The following is a 17,934-nucleotide window of genomic DNA, read 5'->3' on the forward strand; positions in this document are numbered from 1 at the left end:
TTGTACAAGCAAGGGCTTACAATTATTTCTTAATTACATATTGTGCTTTTTGTTCCCCTATTTTAAAGAGGTAATGTCCTTTTTGAAGACCACTTAAATCTACTTCCAATGTTTTACTATCTGAATGAATCGCTTTAATTTCGACCCCTGTAAGATCAAAAATACGCACTTCATAGTTTTCTATATGATGTTCTATTTTTACAAAATCAACCGTTGGGTTGGGATAGATTGCTAAACTTGTCTCCTTTTCTTCTATTTTAAAATCTAAGAAGAAGGGAAAAGCATGTCCTTGATAGTTCTCAAAGTTTTGAGCATTCAATGGCAATTCACTTTCAAAATCTACTGCAGCATAAAATACATCTGAATTTACATCTTTAGTATTACCTAGTAAATGCTTACCTGTAGATTTGTAAATAGCCATAATCCAATAGTTACCCGCTTCTAATGCTATAGGCTCAATTGCAACAGAAGTCAACCCTTTTCCAAGCTTATTCACTTCACTTACTGCAATTAATTCATCTGGAGCATTGTCTACATCTGAATAAATAGCCATTCTAACCTTAGTACCCTTACTGTTTCCAATTATGTTAATTGATGATACCATTCCATCTTCCATAACCTCATAAGGCGTACCTACCAAGTAATTAGCAGAAGAAAGAAGCTCTGTTGTATAATTTGATGTATCTATTTGTGCTACAGAAGCACTTGCACATGTTAAGTACACTAATACGATAAATATTTTTTTCATTTCTTTGTCTTTTAGTAAGGGTTATTTAAGAATGTAGTCAGTATCTGCTGTACCATTAATCATTACTTTTGCTTCGTTTCTATACACAACTTTAGCACCTGTATATACTCCTCCTAACACCTTAATTTCGTTATTAGAAGGTAAGTCTACATTGTACCTACCAAGTGTTGATCCCACTGATGTTGCAGAATATTTTGCTGTGTAAACAACTGGTGCAATCGGATGTGTTTTATAACGCTGACCTCCTGCATCTTTAGTAACCAAAGAAACTACTCCTGGTTTGGGCGACATAGAATTCCTTACTGCAATTAATTTCGTTCTATGCAATTCAGTCATAAAACGTAGACCTTCTAAACCACTATCTGCAGGGTAATTTTCTACCTTTAAAGGGTTTGTACCTGCTGTCACTTTATTTTCTATAGTTTGAGTAAACGAGATATTTTCAATTTTTGTATTAATAAACTTTCCCCTTCTACCTAAAGGTGTTAAACTTGCTGAAGCGATATACACAGCCGACAAACTATTTTTTGCTGATAATCCAGTTGCATAAATGTTGCTACAAATTTTAGCATGTGGCTTAATAAACAAAGCAGTAAAACCCAACTCATTTGATACATTTTTGATGTATATATCATCTATTGAGCCCATTTTTTTACTCTTCGTTAAATTAAGATCATCCTTAGCTTTACCACTGCCCGGCTCAAGACGTACTGTAATTCCTTGGTTTCCTGACAAGTTTTCCATGTAAATCCGTTTGCCGCTAAAAGGCTGAACAAGTGCATAACCTGTACCTATTTTTGTTGCTTTTGCATTCTTTACAACACCTTGCATTGGAATACGGTTAAACGTTTCTAAATCATAAGTGTGTCGACCATCAATTTTACCTAAATACCTACTATCTGCAACTAAAAATACAGAAGGGTTTAATGTATAATTATCTTTAATAATAAAACGAGAAAGTGCAAAGTTCTTAACATAGCCAACTTTAAATGGTGTAGCATCTGCAAGAGGGTTAAAATTTCCTAGATCAATAGTAAACCAAGAGTTTGGATTATCTGCTGCTCCTACAATTTCTATATTCGAAATTTGCTCTTGACTTTTATTTGTAATACGCCCTAAATTAAATAACGTACTATTACCATTTGAACGATCAATTTTAAACGTTACATTGCTTTCTACTTCAATTCTAATATTAGATTTAAGATGAATTTGACCTAAAGTATACGTACCCGATAAAAATTTAACAACCCCTCCACCCAATGCAGAAAGACGTTCAATTTCATCATTTACTTGCTTTGCAGTAGCTTGACCGTTTCTAAAAATAGCTGTGTCTTTTACCTTTACACGGTTTACAAAGAAAGTAAGGTTTCTTGTTCCAATAGTTGCTTTGTGAGTTCCAATAGTACTTTGTGCAATACTATCAAATTGAGAGCATAGAAAAATAGTTGAGATTAAGAGAGCCTTTTTTAAGACCTCCATTTTAAAGTAATAATTCTTAATTTTCATAGTAATTTGTTTAACAATGAATCTATCATCAATGCTGATAGTATAGATTCACTAGTGTTCATTCCATTTAATAGATGCTTCTAAAAGTTTCTTATTGTTGATCAGTCAATTCGATATCTTTTAGAGAAAACATAAATAAATGTTTATCATACATTTCATTCAAAACAAAAGTATATGAGACACTTACTAATTAAGTTACTTTACGTATAAATGATGTTGTTTTAAGTTGATTAAATTACCGGTCTTCCTTCTTAATTTAAGTTGAAAACATATTTTCACACATCCTTCCAATCATTAATTTATTCAAGTTTTTTTTAACAAGAACTCAATTAAATTTGGTTGATATGAAAGTAGGTAATAAGGTATTTTAAATTAAAAACAACATCAATTTTAACGATATATCTTATTGATTTTTAGACAGTTCAGTCAATACACTTATTGCTTTTTTTGCATCTTTCTTATCAACAAAAATATGATCGTGATAGTACCCTGCTATTACATTACAACTGATTTGATTATTAGCCAACTCCGTTGAAAAAAGAGCCGTTAAACCCACTGCATCAAGTGATGAATGTATTGTTAGTGTTATCCAAGAGGCTATATAATCATACTTTAAATTAAGTTTATCTGCCTTACCTTTTTCGATAACTATAGTTGTTCCTTCTTCTTCTTTAAACTCACAAATAGTCTCTTTTCGGTCAATACTATCAACGTCTATTAAGGTGGTAAATACATATTCTCCTTCATTTAATTTAGGAGTCATTCCTTGTATTAATTTAGATAGATTAGTTTCTCCTGACATCTTATTTTAGGTTTTTATAAATGAGTGAAAAATAGGTTTTTAGACCCGTAAATTGTGGATTATCAAACTCAATCACAAACTTATTTAAATTTAAAAACGTTTGTTTTTAGACTTTATCACACTCTTTTAATTAAAAATGATGCTAAAATTGAGGAAGGGTATTGTAATTAATTCTCAGTAATAAAAACAATCCTCTCTTTTAGCATCATAAAAAACTGTGTCCTGAATTGATTTTCTGAGCCATCAATTCTCTATCGCAATAAGTAATTCACATCATCAAAATCCCATAAGGTATTTTTGAAATATATAAATAAGTAGTTACTCCATCATTTCAATCGCTGTATTCTTTCGTATCTCAATTGTTTCTTTTGATTTCTTATCTGTTTTAATTCCTAAAGTTGTATTACCAGAATAGGTATTCTTTTTAATCGAAATATCTGAACAGTTTACAAATTCGAACATAGGTGCTTCTGAAAATAATTGCACTTTTTGAGTATTCTGAATAATCTGATTTCCTTCAATTAAAAGATTACTTGTATTGTATGCCCAAACTATTCTATTATCAAACGTATTTATTTTATTATTGACAAACCTAATGTTCCTATCGTAAATAGCGGTTTTATCAAATGCTTTTCCTAACCTTGGCGTTACATACATTACAGCATGTTCTACTCCACTTGTTGCACAATTATAGAACGTATTATTCTGAATTAACACATCTCCAACCTGTCCAGATTCAAACCAAAAAAACGATTCTCCTCTAAATAATATTGATGACATACTTGACGAAAGAAAGTTATCTTCGATGATAATTTCCAACGGAGTCTTTAAAATTATATTTCTTGCTCTATGGTTTTGAATGGTACACCCACGCATTGTAAAAGTTGGGTTCCATGTCTTATTCTCAAGAATATCATTAATTTTTAGTGATGATGGAAGCACTTCATTAAACGTAATTTTAGAGAAACGATCATTAATACTATCCACTGATTTAACCGTAAGCACTTCCCCTCTGTCAGGATTTGGAGCCTGAATTAGCCAAATTTCATCTCCGCTGCCAGCAAACTCAAAGCCTAATTGCTGAAAATGTTCCAATTTAATAATTACACTATGCTTATCAATTACTTTATTTATGGTTACATAAGTTCCATGAACGTTTGTACCATCATCTAGCATGTTTTCAAAACGACAATTTTCTATTAAAACCTTGCCTTTTACATTACAAAAGTGTGTTGCATCTGCTGTTGAAGAAATAAGTCTATCGCTATCTTTTTCTACATAAACACCACTATTCTTAATTGTAATATTTTCAGATCGCTCTGCTAAAAAACCCATTCCTAAAGCATGGTGAACAACTACTTTATCAAAAACAACATTAGCAGAAGAGATCACATGGAATGCTGGAGCATATCTATTTTCTTCGTGTGGTCCTTTAAAGTTAATCAATTCTCCATCTGCTGGATATCTTCTCATTTTACCATAGAAACGATAAATACCATCTTCTCTTTTTTCAACTTTTTCAGGTCTATAAGATTCATCCAATGCACCATGAGCCACTGCTTTTGTCTCTTCATCGAATGTAAGTGTATTTCCTAACCCCGTGTAATGATAACCATCAATATTTGGGAAGGTTATCACGCCTTTTTTGAGTTTCCAAGAATACCCTTTTTGTGCCATTTTAATATCTACCCATTGTGCCTTTTTATCTGATGCCATCACCTTACCTTGAATTGTAAAAGGGATGTCCCAATCAATCGTTAAATTATTTACACTAACTGCAGAACAATGATCAAACAGAAATGGAAGAATTTGTCCGTGGAAAACTAATGCTGCACCATTTCCCTCAATTACTACGTTTTCAAAATTTTGGAATGGGAACGCAATCTTTTTCAATCCATTTCTGTGGTTCGTAATAAAGCTATATTTTTCGTATGCAAAATTTGGTTTAAATAAATAGGTTGCATTGTCTAACACTACTTTTACAGACTTATCTTTTACATTTTCTAATGCCGCTCGTAAAGTCATTGTCATGTCTTTTCCTTCTTCTGCTTTAAGGTGAATTACCTCTTCTGCATTCGAAATATTAAGCATAAAAAACACGAGTATTACAGTGATATATTTAAAATTCATCATTATTCTATTAATCTTAAATTACTTAACATCCAATTGATAACTACCTTTTAACCTCCCATTATCTGATGTTGCTTGTAGTTGTAAACCCTCTTTTAGAGACTGAAATTGTAAGACAGCTGTTCCAATACCAGCTTCAGTAATTATTCCATTTTTGTTCATTAAAGAGATATTTCCCTTTATTTTCAACTCAATTTCTTTATTGTAATTGGGTACTAAAGTCCCGTTTTTATCAACCACTTTGATATAGGCAAACACAACATCTTTGGTGTTTTTAGCTAATGGAACTTCACTTTCATCAATTTCTATCACCAAATGATCTACACTTTCAGGTGTTTTTACTATAGCTGTTTCTACCACTTTACCATCAATATATCCTATGGCTTTCAAAGTCCCTTTTTCAAATTTATTTAATTGAAAAGTAAACGGAGGATGAGGTAAATTAATGGCCTTTTTATCTTGATCTGGCTTCTGTTTTGCCACTAACTTATTATTAAGATAGAAGGCCACCTCATCACAATTACTATATACTTTTACAGACAAAGGTGATTTATCTGTCCAATAAGAAGCTATTTTTAAAGTAACTGGAATTTGTTTGGTTGGCGTACGTTGCGATTGATAAAAATAATACGCAAACTTCTCTATTCTAAAAAGATCTGAAATACCCGATAATTCTAAGTCATCATGATATCCGCGGTTGTAGTCAAACATTACCCAATAACCATCGCCAAATGCTTCTGTACTTAAATTATCATTTAGTGCCTCTTGCACATTATATGCTTGCATAAGTAACCGTTTTTCTCCGAAGCCCCTAGCTTGTCTACTCGATGTTTCGTAGCGTGTAGTTTTATCTAATTGATGCTGATTTAAACCCGCATTTTTAGAGTAATATTCCCAATCTCCATATTCAGAAACAAAGTAAGGACCTTTCCACTCTTCTCTTGCTTCAGGATGTAAAATTCTATGTTGTCTTGCTTGTAAATAGATATCATAACCTTCATTCATCCATCCTGCCGAGAAGCTCTGTTTTGTAGGATACTCTTCGTGGGCAATTGTAGACAGTTTTTGCCTAAATTCCAAGGGCATTTTCGTTTCGTTTAAAGATACTTCCCAAGCAATTACGCTAGCATGGTTTCTATCTCTTCGAATTAAATCTCTTGCAGTCTGAAAAATCTGATTTCTAAATTCAGTAGTTGGTTTATAATACTGCCAACCTAAAATAGCATCTAATGTTAATAAGCCAAGAGAATCGCAGGCATCCATAAACGATGGAGAATGTGGATAATGTGATAATCTTACCACATCAAATCCTGCATTTTTAATCTTTATTGCATCTCTAACTTCTGCATTTTTAGACAAAGCGTAACCAATATACGGATACTCTTGATGTCTATTTACTCCTCTTAAATAACGTTTTTCACCATTTAAATAGAAATCTCTCCCTGCAAAGCCAATATGCTTGATACCTATCTTTGTAACCTCCTTATCAATACTTTTTTTTCCATCCATCACTTTAGTAATCAGTGTATAAAGGTGTGGAGTGTTGGTATTCCATAACTTCGGGTTCTTTAAAGTAATGGATTGTTGACTGGTATGGCTTTCGTTACTTTTTACAAGAATAAGTTCACTTTTTATTCTACTTACAAGCTTATTTTTAAAGCGTAATTCCTGTACAATCGTAATATTTTTAGACGAATTATATTGATTTTTAATGTCAGTTTGAATAGCAATAACCGCCTTTTTATCACTTACTTCTGGATAGGTAACAAAAATACCTCCTCCTGCTACTTTATTTTCTAAAATAGCATTCGTGATATGCAAAGGTTCTTTTATCATTAACCATGCATTTCTGTACAGGCCTCCAAAAGTATTAAAATCAAGAATTTTTAATGGCTTAGGTCCTGTTACTGCACTATCATTATTATCTAACCTAACTACAATACAATTCTCTTTTCCAAAAGTAATGTACGGTGATATATCAAATACAAACGGCAGGTAACCCCCAATATGTTTTTTCACAAACTGACCATTTACCCAAACTTCTGCACTATTCATTGCACCTTCAAACTCAACAAAAAACTTCTTATCCTTCTTTGTTTCATCAAAAGAAAAAGTTTTTCTATACCACGCTATTCCTTGCCATTGATTGTTTACTACCAAAGGTTCAATATTAGCAGTATGTGGTAATGTTACAGCTTCCCAATTCGTTGCATCGAAAGATAAATTACTAACTGTTTTATAGTCTAGTGTACTCGTTTCTTTAATAAATTTCCATTCTTTATTAAAGGATACTTTTTCACCAGCAACTACACTAAAAGAAGCTGTTAAACTAATAGTTGTAAGAAGTAATATATATAGTAATAATTGTTTCATCTTTTCAATCGTTTCTTATACTGTATGTGTTGGCTTACATTCAGATCAGATTATTACGCCTTACTGATGTACTTAATAAACTACAAATGTGAGAAACTATTCACTAGACAATGTGTCTTTAAGTAAAAGTTGTGTTTTTAAAAGTACAACAATGTTTTTATGCTACGAATAAAACTTTTTGTTGTAGAAAAACAGCCTTTAAACTCTCAATTCACTGTTTAATAGAAATGAAGTAAAAATAGTTTATCATTATAAATTAACTGTAACAGACAAACTAAAAACGCTTACAATCCTCTACTAGGTTATTTTTATCAATATTTGTTGGTGTGTAGTACAACTATTTTAAGTTTACACTACTCCATTCTGGGAATTTTGTGACGTTCCTATAATTATTAAAATCAACATTTGAAATGAAACAACTATCAACTATAGTAGTACTTTTAATTATTAGCCTAAGCTGTTCTTCCATTCAACAACAAAAAGAGCAGAAACAGGTAAATATATTATGGCTCTTTGGAGAAGATATTGATCCTTGGATGCCTATATATGGCGACTCTACCATTACAACTCCTAATATTGATTTACTTGCAGAAAATGGAGTCACTTTCACAAATTGTTATTCTATGTCTCCTGTATGTTCTCCTGCCCGATCTGGAATTTTTACAGGTGCAATGCCAACTACTATTGGTATGCATAACCACAGAACTGGACGAACAGTAAATACTCCTTTACCGGATTATGTAAAAGTAGTTCCGCAATTATTTAAAGAACATGGCTACCATACTTTTAGTACTGGTAAAGATGATTTTAATTGGAGTTACAATTGGGACAATTACTGGACAGGAACTTATACAGAGAAAAAACATTTTGGTAAAACAGGTACTGGTAATTGGAACGATAGAAAAGAAGGGCAAGCATTTTTTGGAGTAATAGAATTGTATGGTGGAAAAAACAAGAAAAAGCCTTCCATTTTAGTCAATCCGGAAGACGTAAAAGTGCAACCTTACTACCCAGATATTCCTTCTGTAAGAAAAGAAATTGCAGACCATTATAACCAAATTAAGGTTACTGATAATGAAATTGGAGAGATTATAGAACAACTAAAAAAAGATGGTCTGTACGATAATACAATTATTGTATTTTTCTCTGATAATGGGTATAAATTACTGCGTGATAAACAGTTTTTATACGATGGCGGTTTACATATGCCAATGCTATTTTCTGCTCCTGGAAATCCATTGCTTTTACAACAAAAAGGTATTCGAGAAGATTTAATCAGTTTGCTAGATCTAACAGCCACTACTTTAAACCTAGCGAATATTAAAGTACCTGATTATATGGAAAGTAAAGATCTTTTTGAAAATGGTTACCATAGAGATTACATCATTGCTGCTAGAGATAGATGTGATTTTACAATTGATAGAATTAGAGCTGTAAGAACAAATCAGTTTAAATATATAAAGAATTTCATGACCGATAGACCGTTAATGCAATTGCAATACCGATCGCATAAACCAACTTTTAAAGCATTCATGAAAGCATATAAAGATGGCGTTCCATTTGCTAATGAATGGCTTTCTGATGTTAGGCCTCCTGAGGAATTATATGATCTTAAGAAAGACCCTAATGAATTGCATAATTTAGCTGAGAATCCTTCTTATAAAAAGGAGTTAGATGCACTCAGATTAACGTTAAATAACTGGATTAAAGAAACAGACGACAAAGGGCAATACCCTGAAAGTAAAGAGCAATTACAAGCCATTTATGAACGTTACGGAGACCGTTGTATAAACCCTGAGTATGATAAAATAAAGTCAGATAATTTATAATCGTAATAACTAAACTAGTATTCAAAATTTTTACTAAGGGCAAGGTACTTTTACTTTGTCCTTTTTTTGGTTCTTAGATAAAAAAAGAGCCCATTTCTGGTACTCTTTCTAGTCGTTTCATTGTTAACAAAATACAAAACCTTTACAGGTCTGTACATGTCTTAAAACATTCTTTTCATTCGATTCTTTAGTGTAAAACTAATGTTTTTAGCTGTATCTACCATTACCAATAAAAGCATAAAAAGCACAGGTATTAGAATAGTAAGAATTAAAAATGTTAGCGGAGTTGACAGAAAATTTCTCATAGTTTGTTATTTAAAATAAGTTATAGTTTCTATTTAAGGAAATGTTGTTGTTCGGAATCAAATTTAATAAAAAATATTTTATTAAATGAATACTAATTGATGAATATTAGTTAAAATTAAAAATGTGTTCATAAAACAGCTTATTTATGTTAAAAACGAGAAATTAAAAATTATCATTTTGAATATCAAACAAATAACAATGCCCACAACTGCAGTGTTACTATAACATAAAACATATTTATTTCTAAAACCCTAGTCAATAGATCATGCAAATTCAATATAGTAGAAAAATAAAGTGAAATTTTGTTGAAATGAAGACGTGAAATTATCAGTAGAAAACAACAGCGAGAAGTGTATTCCCGCTAAAAAATTATTATTAAAAGTGTCTAAATTACGGCTTTAACTCTATATTCTGATGGTTCTACTTTATACTGTTTCTTAAATTCCTTTATAAAATAGCGTGTATCATTTATACCTACAAGATCAATAATTTCCTTTAAGCTATAAGGGGTTGATAGCAATAAATTTGCTGCTTTTTTTAATCGAATAGATCGAATAAAACCTACAATAGTATTATTTGTACTACTTTTTATCTTTCTGTATAAGGTAGACTGACTTAGACTCATCCACCCCCCTAAAAAAAACAACCTTTTTATTCTTATTAATGTCAATACTACTATACTCTTTAACCTTAACTAATTTACATAATGAAAAGCACTACCAAACATCTCATTTTTCTTTACTTACTTATTCCAACTTTAACGAATAGTAATGCACAAGAAAGCAATCTAAATAACCCCTTAAATTCGTTCTCCTTTGATGTATATAATGATATTAATCGGATAGCAACAACATCTTTTTTTCACCTTACAGTATCTATTCTACTTTATTATTAGTTCATGAAGGAGCTAATGGAAAAACGAAAGAGAAACTAGAGCAAATACTTTATATAAAGAACAAGTCCATTCCCAAATTTATTGATAATACAGAAATAGCAGAAGTTAAAATTGAAAACTCTATTTGGCTAGATAAAAAATATAAATTTGATGAAAAATACAAGAAAACAATAACAGCTAAATATGATGTAGCTTTAGAAACTATTGATTTTGAAAATCCCAACTCTGCGATTGCAATTATAAACCAATGGGCTGCTGAAAATACAAATCAGAAAATAAATAAACTTCTTAGTCCAAATGATATCGATTCACTAAATAAAGCTATTTTTCTAAACACAGTATACTTTAATGGACAATGGAAAAAACAATTCAACAATAAAAACACTACCATTTCTACCTTCTTTAAGAATGAAAATGAAAACTATAAAATCGACTTTTTAAATACTAAAGAAGGACTACAATATTATGCTAATGAAGAACTCCAATTTATAACTAAACCATATAAAGATTCAGGACTTTCGTTTTGTGTAATCCTCCCTTTACAACTTAATGGTTATAAAGAAATTGAAAATAAATTAAGCCATCAATTTATCTATAAATTATTAGATAACATGACTTTTGAAACAAAAAAAAGTTATCTCTACCTAAGATAAAATTAACAGGTGATTATAATTTAGAAGAAACAGAATTATTTTCTGATTTAAACAGCTATTCCGATTTTTAAATCATTAAAAATCAAGCTCTAAATAGTGTAAACATTAAACATAAAAGCCTTTTAGAACTTAATGCAAAAGGAACAGTTGCTATTGCAGCTACAGCAATGAAAACAATAATTACAGGGGTACCACACGTGATTGATTTTAACGCAAACCATCCATTTATATTTTTTATTTTGGATAATAAAACGCAATCAATAGTATTTATGGGAAGGTATAATCAACCTCCTCAAGAAAAGAAGACTTCTACTAAAGAAATCTCGTTTAGTAAAGCTACTAATCATTATACTAAAGAACCTTTGTATTTACTAGATAACAAAAAAATAAAAACCTTGGAGGGAATCGATGCTCAAGATATTGAATCCATAAATATTTTACCGGTTGCGGAAGCAATTGATAAATATGGGGATATTGGTAAAAATGGAGCTATTATTATTAATAACTAAATACAAATAACATCCATTTTACTTGGTTATCATTTTATCATATCATCAAAAAAATACTAGCTTAGTAATTTTTTTTAGTTAAATTTTAAGTAAAAAAAACAAAAAACTATACTTTAAAATACTTAGTGAAATAGAATGAAAAATATTCTTAGAATAGTTATGTATGTAGACTAAATACAAAACGATATCAGTATCCAAAAGCTTAATACATAAGTAGGGTTTTAGATATAGAAACCTATCTTACAAAACAGAAAAGTAATTAAGAAAATCAATAAACTAAGAGAATAATATTCCACCTAGTTTATAAAAACATTTATATAGCCATCAAAACAAAAATTAACCAATACTACTAAAAATGAAATTAGGAAGCTTTATAATGCCTAATCACCCTCCCGAAAGAGCGTATTATGACGGTATTCAAGAAGATTTACAAGAAATTGAATACATGGATAAATTGGGCTACGAGGAAAGTTGGATAGGTGAACACTTTACGTCGAATTGGGAACCATGCCCTGCACCCGACTTATTGATAGCGCAAGCGTTATTAAAAACCAAACACATGAAACTTGGTCCACTTGGACACCTTTTACCTTACCATAATCCTGTAGAATTAGCACACCGAGTGGCTTATCTCGATCATATGGCCAAAGGGAGATATCAGCTTGGAGTAGGAATAAGTGCATTACCTTCAGATCATAATATTTTTGGTATAGATAAACTTGCCAAAGGGAGCAATAGGTCGATGACTTTTGAGAGTATCAAAATAATGACTGATTTATGGTTAAATGGACCTCAGAACTTTAATGGAGAATATTTTAATGCTGGAGAAGGAAAAACACAATTTTCAGAGCTAGGGTTTCATTTAAAACCTTATCAGCTTCCCCACCCTCCAATAGCTATTGCTGGTTTAACACCTAATTCTGCAAACCATGAGCTATGTGGCGAAAAAGGATATTTACCTGTCAGTTTAGGGGTTTCTCCTAATAACGAAATTGTAAAGCAACATTGGGATGCTGTAGAAAAAGGAGCACAAAAAAGTGGCTTGACACCAAAGAGGTCGGAATGGAGAATAATTAAAGATATTTATGTAGCAGCAACAGATGAGGAAGCGCTTTCTTTAGCTAAAAAGGGTATGATGGGTAGATGTTGGAGAGAGTTTTTACTCCCAATTTACCTTGGTTTAGGTTTAGGTCCGCTACTAAAAATAGACCCTAACATGAAAGATGAGGAGATTACCTTAGACTATATTGCGGAACATTTATGGATAACAGGATCTCCAGATACTGTGGCAAATAAAATCAACAAATTATATGATGATGTAGGAGGTTTTGGTTATATAATAATGACTTCTTATGATTCGAAAGATGAAAAAACAGCTTGGAATAATAGTCTTGCTCTTTTAAAGAATCAAGTGCTACCAAAATGTAAAATAATAGTTGATTAAAGTATGAGTTATTTTGCTTTAGTAACTGATAACTATGATGAAGTTATCCGTTTTTATCAACAAAAATTAGCCTTTCCTATTATTGAAAAATGGGATAGGCATAATGCACGAGGAACACGTTTTAAAATGGATGACCTTAAATTAGAGATTCTTGATAATTCTATCAAAAAAGAAAAACTAGAACTTTTTAAACCAGGAGATCGGTTTCACCTTGTTATTGAAGTTGATAAAATAGAAGAATCTTATGAACGATTAAAGGACATTGCTTTAACACCTCCCGTTAGTACTTCGTGGAACGCTACGCTTTTTCAAGTTATTGACCCAGACGGTATAAATATTTCTTATCTCTCATGGAAAAATGAATTAATTGGATAAAAAAAAATTAATAATAGGAATCACTGGTGCATCTGGTGTAATCTATGGTATTCGACTATTAGAGGTCTTAAAATTAATAGATAACATAGAAACTCATCTAATCTTAAGCCCTTCTGCAAGAATTAATATAGAAATAGAAACAGATTATAATTTTAAAGATGTTGAAGCTTTAGCAGATGTTGTTCACAAATATAAAGACCAAGCAGCACCTATATCTAGTGGCTCTTTTAAAACAGATGGAATGATTGTGGCACCATGTTCTATGAAAACATTATCTGCAATAGTCCATTCTTATGCAGATAGTTTAATTATTAGAGCTGCTGATGTTATACTAAAAGACCGACGAAAATTAGTACTTATGCCAAGAGAAGTACCGCTACATGTTGGCCATTGTAAACTTCTTTACGAAGCCGCTCAACTTGGAGCAATCATCTCTCCTCCAATGCCCGCATTTTACTCAGAACCAAAAACTATTGATGACTTGATAAATCATACAATAGGTAGAACACTAGACCTGTTTGATATTGACGCAGGAATATTAAAAAGATGGGAAGGTCCCAATAATCGATCATAAAAATTAAAATTAATAACCCTCATACCCTTAAATTATTATGGCAAAATTAGACAGATCTAAAATACCAACTACCTACAGAGACTATTTAAAAACCCTTAAAGAAATGGGGGAACTAAATGAAATTGATGATGAAGTGGATTGGTATCTAGAGATGGGTGCTATCTATCGTAAAGCAAATGAAACACTTTCTCCTGCGGTATTCTTTAATAAGAATAAAAGGATGCCCTGAAGGCTTTAGAGCTGCAGATTTTGGAATGGGAAAAAGTGGAAATCCAAAAGCTCCTTGGGCAAGACTTGCAGTAATGTTAGGCATGCCTCCAGAATCAGGTTTAATGGATATTCAGAAAGGATACCTTGATGCAATTGCTACTGGTGAAGTACACGATCCTATTATTCTTGATAACAAAACAGCCCCTTGTAAAGAAAATATTTGGCTAGGTGATGATATTGACCTTGAAAAATTTCCGGCTCCGTTAGGTCATGATGGTGACGGTGGAAGATATATTCAAACAGCTGGACTTAACATTGTTCAAACTCCTGATGGTAAATGGACAAATTGGTCTACAAACAGGGCCATGATTTTGGATAAAAATACAATGACAGGTTTATGGATTCCTGCTCAACACAATGGCATGATTCATCAGATGTGGACCAAGGAAGGAAAAGATACGCCTTGGGCATTGGCGTTAGGAGTTAACCCTGCCGTTACTACTCAAGCAGGTGCAAGATGTCCAGATTGGGTTGATGAGTACGACCAGTCGAGTAAATTATTAGATAGTTCTATTGAACTTGTAAAATGTGAAACGAATGACTTGTTAGTTCCTGCTGATGCCGAAATAATTATAGAAGGGTATGTATGTAAAGATCAATTCGAAGCAGAAGGACCATTTGGTGAATACCCTGGTTACCTTCCAGATGAAGTAAACAAAACTCCTAGACAAGTTATTACAGCAATTACATTTAGAAATAATCCAATCTTACCAATCTGTTTACCTGGGGTTCCTATTGATAGTTCGCACGTTAGTATGAGTTTCTTTAGAGCATCTGATGTTGTTACTGCATTTAAAAAAGCAGAACTACCCGTAATTGATGCTATGATCTTGTTCGAATCTGCCAACCATTGGCTAGTAATTAGAGTAAAAGATGATTGGCATAAAACAACAGGTTTAACAACCGATGCGTTCATTCGACTTATTGGTGATACTTTCTGGAATCAACATGTAGGAAGTTCTGCAAAACTTGTAGTTGTAGGAGAAGATATCGACCCGTCAAGTTTAAGAGATGTAACTTGGGCTTTGGCAACAAGAAACCATCCTAAACTTGGAACATACTTTTTTGAAGATATCCACAAGATGGGTGCTGGAACAGAAAATTATCATGCAGCTAATGAAAAAATACATGGTGAAGGTGGTTTAGCAATTTATAGCTGTTTGCCATTACAAGATAGAGTCGGCTTACCTAAAAGAAGGGTATTATCTTTTGATGAAAATTACCCTGACCCAATTAAAGCAAAAGTAAATGAAAATTGGACAAAATGGGGTTTTAAAGAATAACCAAAATAGTGTAGTCTAAAAACTCAACCCCTTGATTAAATTATAGTTTTGATCAAGGGGTTGAATTATTAATATCAATCGTAAAATCTATTTACTTTCCATGTATTATCAATTGATAACGTAATAATTTGACATGTATAACTCTCTAAATTGTCTCGTTATAAATAAACCTACTAATATATAATCCATGATCAAATCTATCTTATTTCTCCTATCTTTATTATTTGTTTTTCCATTTGCAAAAGATAAAAAGAAGCCCAAAGCAACCATAGTGATTAAAAATGCTATTGTACATACTATGGATAGTAAAAATACTATTGCAGAATGTATTGCATTACGAGGCGAGGAAATTATTTATGTTGGGAAACAAGATAAAATAGATGGATATATTAATAGAAAAACGAAGGTAATTGATGCACATAATCAAGTAGTACTTCCTGGCTTTATTGATGCACACACCCACCCTATTTCTTTAGCTTCTTTCGATTTAGAAGTGAAAGGGTATAAAATGGAAAAGTTATTAAAAGAATTAAAAATCTATATTGATACACATCCGAATAATAAAACTATAATTGGAGTGGGCGGATTTGCTTATAACGACCCTAATTTTGATATTTCTAAACTTGATGAGATTGCACCAAATACCCCAATTGTTTTAGTAGAAACTGACGGGCATGGTGGATGGATAAACAGTAAAGGCATTGCTTTATTGGATGATCTTGAAACGACTGAGTTTTCTGAAAATAGTTATTTCGAAAAGAACGTTGATGGGAAATATTCTGGAGTAATTGTAGAGGCAAAAGCCTATTATTATGCTATAGGTAAAGTTTTAAAAATTAAAGAAAATCTACCCGAATTTGATGATCGGTTTAAAGCATTATCAAAAGAATATAATAGTCTTGGGTATACAACCGTTTTTGATGCTACTGCAGGAAACAATGATGTATCAGATGTTTTATTCGGTAGGTTAGCTAAAATCTCAAATGGCATTACAATGAGAGTTGAAGCTTCTTACTTAACATCAGATTTAGAAGAACTTAAAACGGCAAAAGTAAATACATCAAACTTAAAAAAACACAACACTGAACTCTTCAACATTAATACAATAAAAGTATTTATGGATGGTACTATGGAGGGATACAATGCTGCTTTAGATCAACCTTATATTGGGACTAATACTAATGGAAATCTCTTTTTTAGTGGTAATGAATTTCAGAATGAATTAGTAAACTTAGCACAAAATAATTTTGATATTCACTTTCATGCCATAGGCCCTAGAGCTATTCATGAAGCAGTAATTGCTAGTCAGAAAATTAGAGAACAAGGTGCTGATGTAAAACTAACTATTGCACATGCAGAACTAATAAGAGATGAAGATTTTCAAGTAATTCTTGAGAATGATATCATAATTAATACTACCCCATTGTGGCACTCCTACGACGATTTCACATTCTCTGCATTAGGCCAAGAACGTTTCAATAAAATATGGAGATACAATCCAATTCTTGAAGAAAACGGTCATGTTACTTTTGGAACTGATCACCCTTCTTCTTATAGTTTAAGTCCTTTTGAACATATCCAAACAGCAATAACTCGTCAAAACAAATATAGTGGTGATAAAAAATTAGCGGATGAAAAGCAGAAATTTAGTATTCAAGATGCAGTAAAAGCGTTTACTACAAGTGCTGCTTATCAGCTCAATTTAGCCAATGATTTGGGATCTATTGAAGTAGGTAAAAAAGCAGATCTAATTCTTATCAATCAAGATATATTTTCTATAGACGAAACAAAAATAAAAGCTACAAAAGTGACTACCACTATATTTAATGGTAAAGTAGTTTATTCAGAGTAGTATCAGTAAAAATAAACCTATAAGATAGATCACTAAACTATTAAATCATGAATAAATTAACAGTAGCTTTTAGCATGTTATTAGTAGTACTATTATACAGTACTACAGAAGTTAATGCTCAATCTTATAATTCATATAGTACTTTAAAAGCAGTACCTGTTGAGACTGTCCCAGTAGATACTACCATTGAAACTATTATTAGCATTAAGAAATATAAAGTAAATACCAATCAATCAAATGCAGGTACAATCTATCAGTATAAAACGCCAGTAAAGAAGTCTTATGGCCTTAAATACAATGATAAAACAGGTAAGTACAAATTTATCTATTACAATGTTAATAGTTGGAATACTAAAAAAGTGAGGTAAGGTTGTGCTTCACAATA

16 protein-coding genes are annotated in these 17,934 nt (G+C 31.7%); 10 read left to right on the forward strand and 6 right to left on the reverse strand.

What is annotated here, in order from left to right; all coding sequences use genetic code 11:
* Window positions 1-22 precede the first annotated feature (22 nt).
* From EI427_RS16545 to EI427_RS16565, 5 genes are all read right to left on the reverse strand, one after another.
* The gene (locus EI427_RS16545; protein ID WP_126616810.1) at window positions 23-748 is read right to left on the reverse strand and encodes a T9SS type A sorting domain-containing protein; all 726 of its coding nucleotides are present in this window, start codon (window positions 746-748) and stop codon (window positions 23-25) included.
* 21 nt (window positions 749-769) lie between these two features.
* Complete coding sequence (locus tag EI427_RS16550) at window positions 770-2,254, reverse strand: hypothetical protein (protein WP_126616812.1); 1,485 nt, start codon at window positions 2,252-2,254, stop codon at window positions 770-772.
* Window positions 2,255-2,657: 403 nt separating this feature from the next.
* Window positions 2,658-3,056, reverse strand: coding sequence for an ACT domain-containing protein (locus EI427_RS16555; RefSeq protein WP_126616814.1), 399 nt, complete (start codon window positions 3,054-3,056; stop codon window positions 2,658-2,660).
* A 318-nt stretch (window positions 3,057-3,374) separates the two neighbouring features.
* Complete coding sequence (locus EI427_RS16560; RefSeq protein WP_205727867.1) at window positions 3,375-5,147, reverse strand: right-handed parallel beta-helix repeat-containing protein; 1,773 nt, start codon at window positions 5,145-5,147, stop codon at window positions 3,375-3,377.
* A gap of 60 nt (window positions 5,148-5,207) precedes the next feature.
* The gene (locus EI427_RS16565) at window positions 5,208-7,559 is read right to left on the reverse strand and encodes a glycoside hydrolase family 2 protein (protein WP_126616818.1); all 2,352 of its coding nucleotides are present in this window, start codon (window positions 7,557-7,559) and stop codon (window positions 5,208-5,210) included.
* A 410-nt stretch (window positions 7,560-7,969) separates the two neighbouring features.
* Between EI427_RS16565 and EI427_RS16570 the strand changes: the two genes are divergently transcribed.
* Window positions 7,970-9,388: a sulfatase family protein gene (locus tag EI427_RS16570; protein WP_126616820.1), complete on the forward strand. Its 1,419-nt coding sequence runs from the start codon at window positions 7,970-7,972 to the stop codon at window positions 9,386-9,388.
* A gap of 691 nt (window positions 9,389-10,079) precedes the next feature.
* On the opposite strand, the gene EI427_RS16575 is transcribed toward EI427_RS16570, so the two are convergent.
* Window positions 10,080-10,319 carry a helix-turn-helix transcriptional regulator gene (locus tag EI427_RS16575; RefSeq protein ID WP_126616822.1) on the reverse strand — a complete coding sequence of 80 codons (240 nt, stop codon included), beginning with the start codon at window positions 10,317-10,319 and terminating at the stop codon, window positions 10,080-10,082.
* 227 nt (window positions 10,320-10,546) lie between these two features.
* Between EI427_RS16575 and EI427_RS26440 the strand changes: the two genes are divergently transcribed.
* The 9 genes from EI427_RS26440 to EI427_RS16625 all read left to right on the forward strand — a co-directional run bounded on the left by EI427_RS26440 (window position 10,547) and on the right by EI427_RS16625 (window position 17,917).
* A complete protein-coding gene (locus tag EI427_RS26440; protein ID WP_126618458.1) occupies window positions 10,547-11,242 on the forward strand; it encodes a serpin family protein in 696 nt (231 codons plus the stop codon).
* A gap of 74 nt (window positions 11,243-11,316) precedes the next feature.
* Window positions 11,317-11,751: a serpin family protein gene (locus EI427_RS26335; RefSeq protein ID WP_262708882.1), complete on the forward strand. Its 435-nt coding sequence runs from the start codon at window positions 11,317-11,319 to the stop codon at window positions 11,749-11,751.
* A 355-nt stretch (window positions 11,752-12,106) separates the two neighbouring features.
* The gene (locus EI427_RS16595) at window positions 12,107-13,195 is read left to right on the forward strand and encodes an LLM class flavin-dependent oxidoreductase (protein ID WP_126616828.1); all 1,089 of its coding nucleotides are present in this window, start codon (window positions 12,107-12,109) and stop codon (window positions 13,193-13,195) included.
* A gap of 3 nt (window positions 13,196-13,198) precedes the next feature.
* Window positions 13,199-13,570, forward strand: coding sequence for a VOC family protein (locus EI427_RS16600; RefSeq protein WP_126616830.1), 372 nt, complete (start codon window positions 13,199-13,201; stop codon window positions 13,568-13,570).
* The gene (locus EI427_RS16605; RefSeq protein ID WP_126616832.1) at window positions 13,563-14,144 is read left to right on the forward strand and encodes a UbiX family flavin prenyltransferase; all 582 of its coding nucleotides are present in this window, start codon (window positions 13,563-13,565) and stop codon (window positions 14,142-14,144) included. Before EI427_RS16600 ends, EI427_RS16605 begins: the two co-directional genes overlap by 8 nt.
* A 37-nt stretch (window positions 14,145-14,181) precedes the next feature.
* Window positions 14,182-14,373 (forward strand): UbiD family decarboxylase domain-containing protein, encoded by a 192-nt coding sequence (locus EI427_RS26340; RefSeq protein ID WP_126616834.1) that lies wholly within the window; start codon window positions 14,182-14,184, stop codon window positions 14,371-14,373.
* The gene (locus tag EI427_RS16615) at window positions 14,321-15,697 is read left to right on the forward strand and encodes a UbiD family decarboxylase (RefSeq protein ID WP_126616836.1); all 1,377 of its coding nucleotides are present in this window, start codon (window positions 14,321-14,323) and stop codon (window positions 15,695-15,697) included. Before EI427_RS26340 ends, EI427_RS16615 begins: the two co-directional genes overlap by 53 nt.
* 187 nt (window positions 15,698-15,884) lie before the next feature.
* The gene (locus EI427_RS16620) at window positions 15,885-17,549 is read left to right on the forward strand and encodes an amidohydrolase (RefSeq protein WP_126616838.1); all 1,665 of its coding nucleotides are present in this window, start codon (window positions 15,885-15,887) and stop codon (window positions 17,547-17,549) included.
* 47 nt (window positions 17,550-17,596) lie between these two features.
* Window positions 17,597-17,917: a hypothetical protein gene (locus tag EI427_RS16625; RefSeq protein ID WP_126616840.1), complete on the forward strand. Its 321-nt coding sequence runs from the start codon at window positions 17,597-17,599 to the stop codon at window positions 17,915-17,917.
* Window positions 17,918-17,934: the final 17 nt, after the last annotated feature.

Source organism: Flammeovirga pectinis (genome assembly GCF_003970675.1).
GTDB lineage: Bacteria > Bacteroidota > Bacteroidia > Cytophagales > Flammeovirgaceae > Flammeovirga > Flammeovirga pectinis.

Coding starts and splice junctions, on each gene's coding strand:
- EI427_RS26340 (WP_126616834.1), top strand. CDS start 14,182: ATGGCAAAATTAGACAGATCTAAAATACCAACTACCTACAGAGACTAT.
- EI427_RS16545 (WP_126616810.1), bottom strand. CDS start 748: ATGAAAAAAATATTTATCGTATTAGTGTACTTAACATGTGCAAGTGCT.
- EI427_RS16600 (WP_126616830.1), top strand. CDS start 13,199: ATGAGTTATTTTGCTTTAGTAACTGATAACTATGATGAAGTTATCCGT.
- EI427_RS16550 (WP_126616812.1), bottom strand. CDS start 2,254: ATGAAAATTAAGAATTATTACTTTAAAATGGAGGTCTTAAAAAAGGCT.
- EI427_RS16555 (WP_126616814.1), bottom strand. CDS start 3,056: ATGTCAGGAGAAACTAATCTATCTAAATTAATACAAGGAATGACTCCT.
- EI427_RS16565 (WP_126616818.1), bottom strand. CDS start 7,559: ATGAAACAATTATTACTATATATATTACTTCTTACAACTATTAGTTTA.
- EI427_RS16615 (WP_126616836.1), top strand. CDS start 14,321: ATGAAACACTTTCTCCTGCGGTATTCTTTAATAAGAATAAAAGGATGC.
- EI427_RS16620 (WP_126616838.1), top strand. CDS start 15,885: ATGATCAAATCTATCTTATTTCTCCTATCTTTATTATTTGTTTTTCCA.
- EI427_RS16560 (WP_205727867.1), bottom strand. CDS start 5,147: ATGCTTAATATTTCGAATGCAGAAGAGGTAATTCACCTTAAAGCAGAA.
- EI427_RS16625 (WP_126616840.1), top strand. CDS start 17,597: ATGAATAAATTAACAGTAGCTTTTAGCATGTTATTAGTAGTACTATTA.
- EI427_RS16595 (WP_126616828.1), top strand. CDS start 12,107: ATGAAATTAGGAAGCTTTATAATGCCTAATCACCCTCCCGAAAGAGCG.
- EI427_RS16575 (WP_126616822.1), bottom strand. CDS start 10,319: ATGAGTCTAAGTCAGTCTACCTTATACAGAAAGATAAAAAGTAGTACA.
- EI427_RS16570 (WP_126616820.1), top strand. CDS start 7,970: ATGAAACAACTATCAACTATAGTAGTACTTTTAATTATTAGCCTAAGC.